The organism is Gordonia sp. i37, from assembly GCF_002043085.1.
GTDB classification, from domain to species: Bacteria; Actinomycetota; Actinomycetes; order Mycobacteriales; family Mycobacteriaceae; genus Gordonia; species Gordonia polyisoprenivorans.
The window spans coordinates 1-3,223 of the sequence record NZ_MVPX01000348.1 but is presented as its reverse complement, the minus strand read 5'-3'; the positions used below and the strand labels follow the sequence as shown (position 1 = coordinate 3,223).

3 protein-coding genes and 1 tRNA gene are annotated in these 3,223 nt (G+C 69.5%); all 4 read right to left on the bottom strand.

Annotated elements, in window-relative coordinates:
- Nucleotides 1-929, bottom strand: a 929-nt coding sequence (locus B1964_RS16895; RefSeq protein WP_172398874.1) for a GTP-binding protein, incomplete at its 3' end; no start/stop codon positions are given.
- 9 nt (nt 930-938) lie between these two features.
- Entirely contained in the window at nt 939-2,276 is a 1,338-nt protein-coding gene (gene selA, locus B1964_RS16890) for an L-seryl-tRNA(Sec) selenium transferase (protein WP_079930591.1), read from the bottom strand.
- 38 nt (nt 2,277-2,314) lie between these two features.
- Nucleotides 2,315-2,407: transfer RNA gene (locus B1964_RS16885), tRNA-Sec, on the bottom strand.
- Nucleotides 2,408-2,509: 102 nt separating this feature from the next.
- The coding region (locus B1964_RS16880; RefSeq protein WP_139765771.1) for an HNH endonuclease signature motif containing protein at nt 2,510-3,223 on the bottom strand (714 nt) is incomplete at its 5' end.

Below are 3,223 nucleotides of genomic sequence, written 5' to 3'. Positions count from 1 at the left end.
GCGTGGTCGGCGCCGAGCGGGCGCAGCCGTGCCGGCAGTGCGGCGCTGCCGATGTGGGCGGTGAGATGTATTGGTGCATCGTTGAACTCGTTACCGCTGACGCGTCGGACATCGACGACGTCGGTGCGCCGCCAGGTGTCGGGAGAGAGCAGCACGTCGCCCCGGGCGATCTCGTCGGAGTCGATGCCGCGGAGATTCAGTGCGACCCGGCTGACCGGCCCGATGGAGGTCAGGGGTTGTTCCCCGCTCTGGATGGCGCGAACGGTGACGCGTCGGATGCGTTGCGCTGTCAGGAGATCGAGGGTGTCGCCGACCGTCAGGGTCCCCGCGGACAGCGTCCCGGTGACCACGGTGCCTGCGCCGGAGACGGTGAACGACCGGTCGATCCACAACCGGATCGGGGCGTCGACGGATGCTGCCGGTGATCCGGCGAGAATCTCGTCGAGTGCGGCGCGCAGCTCGGTCAATCCGGTGCTCCGCACGGCCGAGACGGTCACCGCGGGCGCGTCGGCGATTCCGGTGTCGGCGAGTCCGGCGCGCGTCTCGGTCAGGGTTTGCGTGATCTGTTCGGGCGCAGCGAGATCCGACCTGGTGAGCACGACCAGGCCGCGGGTGATGCCGAGTGCGGCGATCGCATCGCGATGGTCGTCGGATTGCGCCTGCCAGCCCGCGTCGGCGGCCACGACGAACAGCACGACCGGCGCGGGCCCGAGGCCGGCGAGCATGTTGCCCAGGAAACGCTCGTGGCCGGGGACGTCGACGAATGCGACGTTGCGACCCGAAGGCAGTGTGGTCCAGGCGAATCCGAGGTCGATGGTCAGGCCTCGGCGTCGTTCCTCGACCCATCGGTCGGGTTCGATCCCGGTGAGCGCCCGGACCAGTGTGCTCTTGCCGTGGTCGACATGACCGGCGGTGGCGACGACGAACACCTGTGTGGCCTAAATGTTTCCGTCGGTATCGGCTGCACGGGTGGTGGCGGCATGCACGGCCGAGCGGACGGCGGTGAGGATGGCGTCGTCGTCGGCCTCGGGGATGCACCGCAGGTCGATCAGGCAGGCGCCGTCGTGCACACGGGGCAGCACCGCCGGGTCGCCGGTCCGCAGGTGGAATGCGAGGTGTTCGGGTAGCCGGATCGCCCAACCTGGTAGCGCGACACCGGGGGCGCCACCCCCGCCAACCCGGCCGTCGTGGGCGACGACGGGTGCGTCGAGTTGTGCCGCAAGGTGTTCGGCGCGGCGGCGGAGGTCGTCGGGTTCGGCGTGCAGAGCGGTGGTGACGGGCGGGGTCGGCCCGTCGAGGGTGGCCTCGAGGGCGGCGAGGGTGAGCTTGTCGGTTCGGACAGCCCGCGCCAGCGGATGTCTGGAGAGTCGGGTGATGAGGTCGGCGTCACCGAGCATGATGCCGGCCTGCGGGCCGCCGAGAAGTTTGTCGCCGCTGGCGATCACGAGATCGGCGCCGGCCCGTAGCGCCGAGGTCGCGTCGGGTTCGTCGGGTAGCAGGGGATCGGGGTGCAGGAGTCCGGAGCCGAGGTCGGCGATCAGCGGCACGCCGCGCTCGGCGCAGATCTCGTGCAGTTGCGGCAGGCTCACCTCGCTGGTGAATCCCTCGACCCGGAAGTTGCTCGGATGCACCTTGAGCACGCAGCCGGTGTCGGGGCCGATGGCGTCGAGGTAGTCGCGCGCGTGGGTGCGATTGGTGGTGCCGATCTCGCGTAGGCGCGCGCCGGTGGACGCCATCAGGTCGGTGAGCCGGAATCCCGCACCGATCTCGATCATCTCGCCTCGGCTCATCACCACCTCACGTCCGATCGCGAGCGCGGTGGTTGTCAGGACCAGTGCGGCGGCCCCGTTGTTGACGACGAGGGCGTCGCCGGCCGCCGGGCAGGCGCGCAGCAGGGCCTCGCGGGTGGCGGTGCCGCGTCGTGATCTGGCGCCGGTGGTCAGATCGAGTTCGACGTCGACGTACCCGGCGGATGCCGCCACCGCTTCTCGGGCCGCGGCCGATAGCGGCGCGCGCCCGAGGTTGGTGTGCACGATGACGCCGGTGGCGTTGAGGACCGGCCGTGCGCTCGACGGGCGACGTCGACGTAGGGACTCGATGAGTGAACCGGCAACATCTGTGGGTGCGATCTCGCCGCGGCGTGCAGCGTCCTGTGCTTCACGAATGGCCTCGCGAACAACTTTGTCGCCCAGACGAGTTCGGTCCTGCGCGATGTCCGGATCGGCGAGTAGGTGGTCGGTACGAGGGATGTGTCGACGAGGATCGGGTGCACCCATTGGACACCTCCTCGAGTCCGGTCGTTCGGTCGGCACGGCGGAGGCGGACGGGAATCGAACCCGCCAGACCGAGATACTCGATCTCACCGGTTTTGAAGACCGGGGGGCCCACCAGGAACCCATACGCCTCCGTGCCGTCCGGCAGCCGCCGATCCGGATGCCGGTGTAACCAACCTAGAGCACCGTGGGCGCGCTGGGCGGGAAGGGCGGGCAGCGCCACGGCGAACCGGGAGTCACCGCGGGTGGGTGACGATGATCTGCCCGGTGCGCCGATTGCGCCATTCCACTCTGCGATCGGTGTAGAGCGTCGGTACCCACTCGGCGAGGTGTTTGCGTTGGTGATCGGCCCGACACAGCGGGATCAGGTCGCCGAGCACCGTCCAGCCTCCGGCCTCGGGGTCGGTGTGGTTGAAGGGTCGCCAGTGGTCGAGGTCGCACAGGTGTGACGGCATCCCGCAGAACGGGAACCGGCACCAGGCATCATTGGCCAGCACCTCAGCGCGCAATGTCGCGCTGGGTGCATACGTCAATGCCCCAGGAGGTGGCACGGTGTGACCACCGTGTCCGGTCGGATCCGCCGGTGGGGCTTGCGGTCGGTCGGAGATCTGCGGGATGAGTGGTCCCGCGGCCCGGGCGGATTCGGGGTAGTGGATGGTCTTGGCCACGTCGGCGAGGGCGGTGGCGTAGCTGGGGTCGATGGGCCCGTATCCCTGCAACCGGGGCACGAGAATCCCGTCCGGATCCTTCAACACCGTCTGTACGGGTGCCCCGGGTACGACCAGGGCCCGCCCGAACGCGACCGGTACCTCATCACAGGTCGGCTCATCCATGGGGTCAGCGACGTCGGGTTCGACGACCGGCTCCACCAACTCGACTTCGGGAGCGTCGGCATCGGCGGGTTCGGGTAGCAGGTCGTCCCACGCTGCCGCATCCTCGGCGTCAGCGGG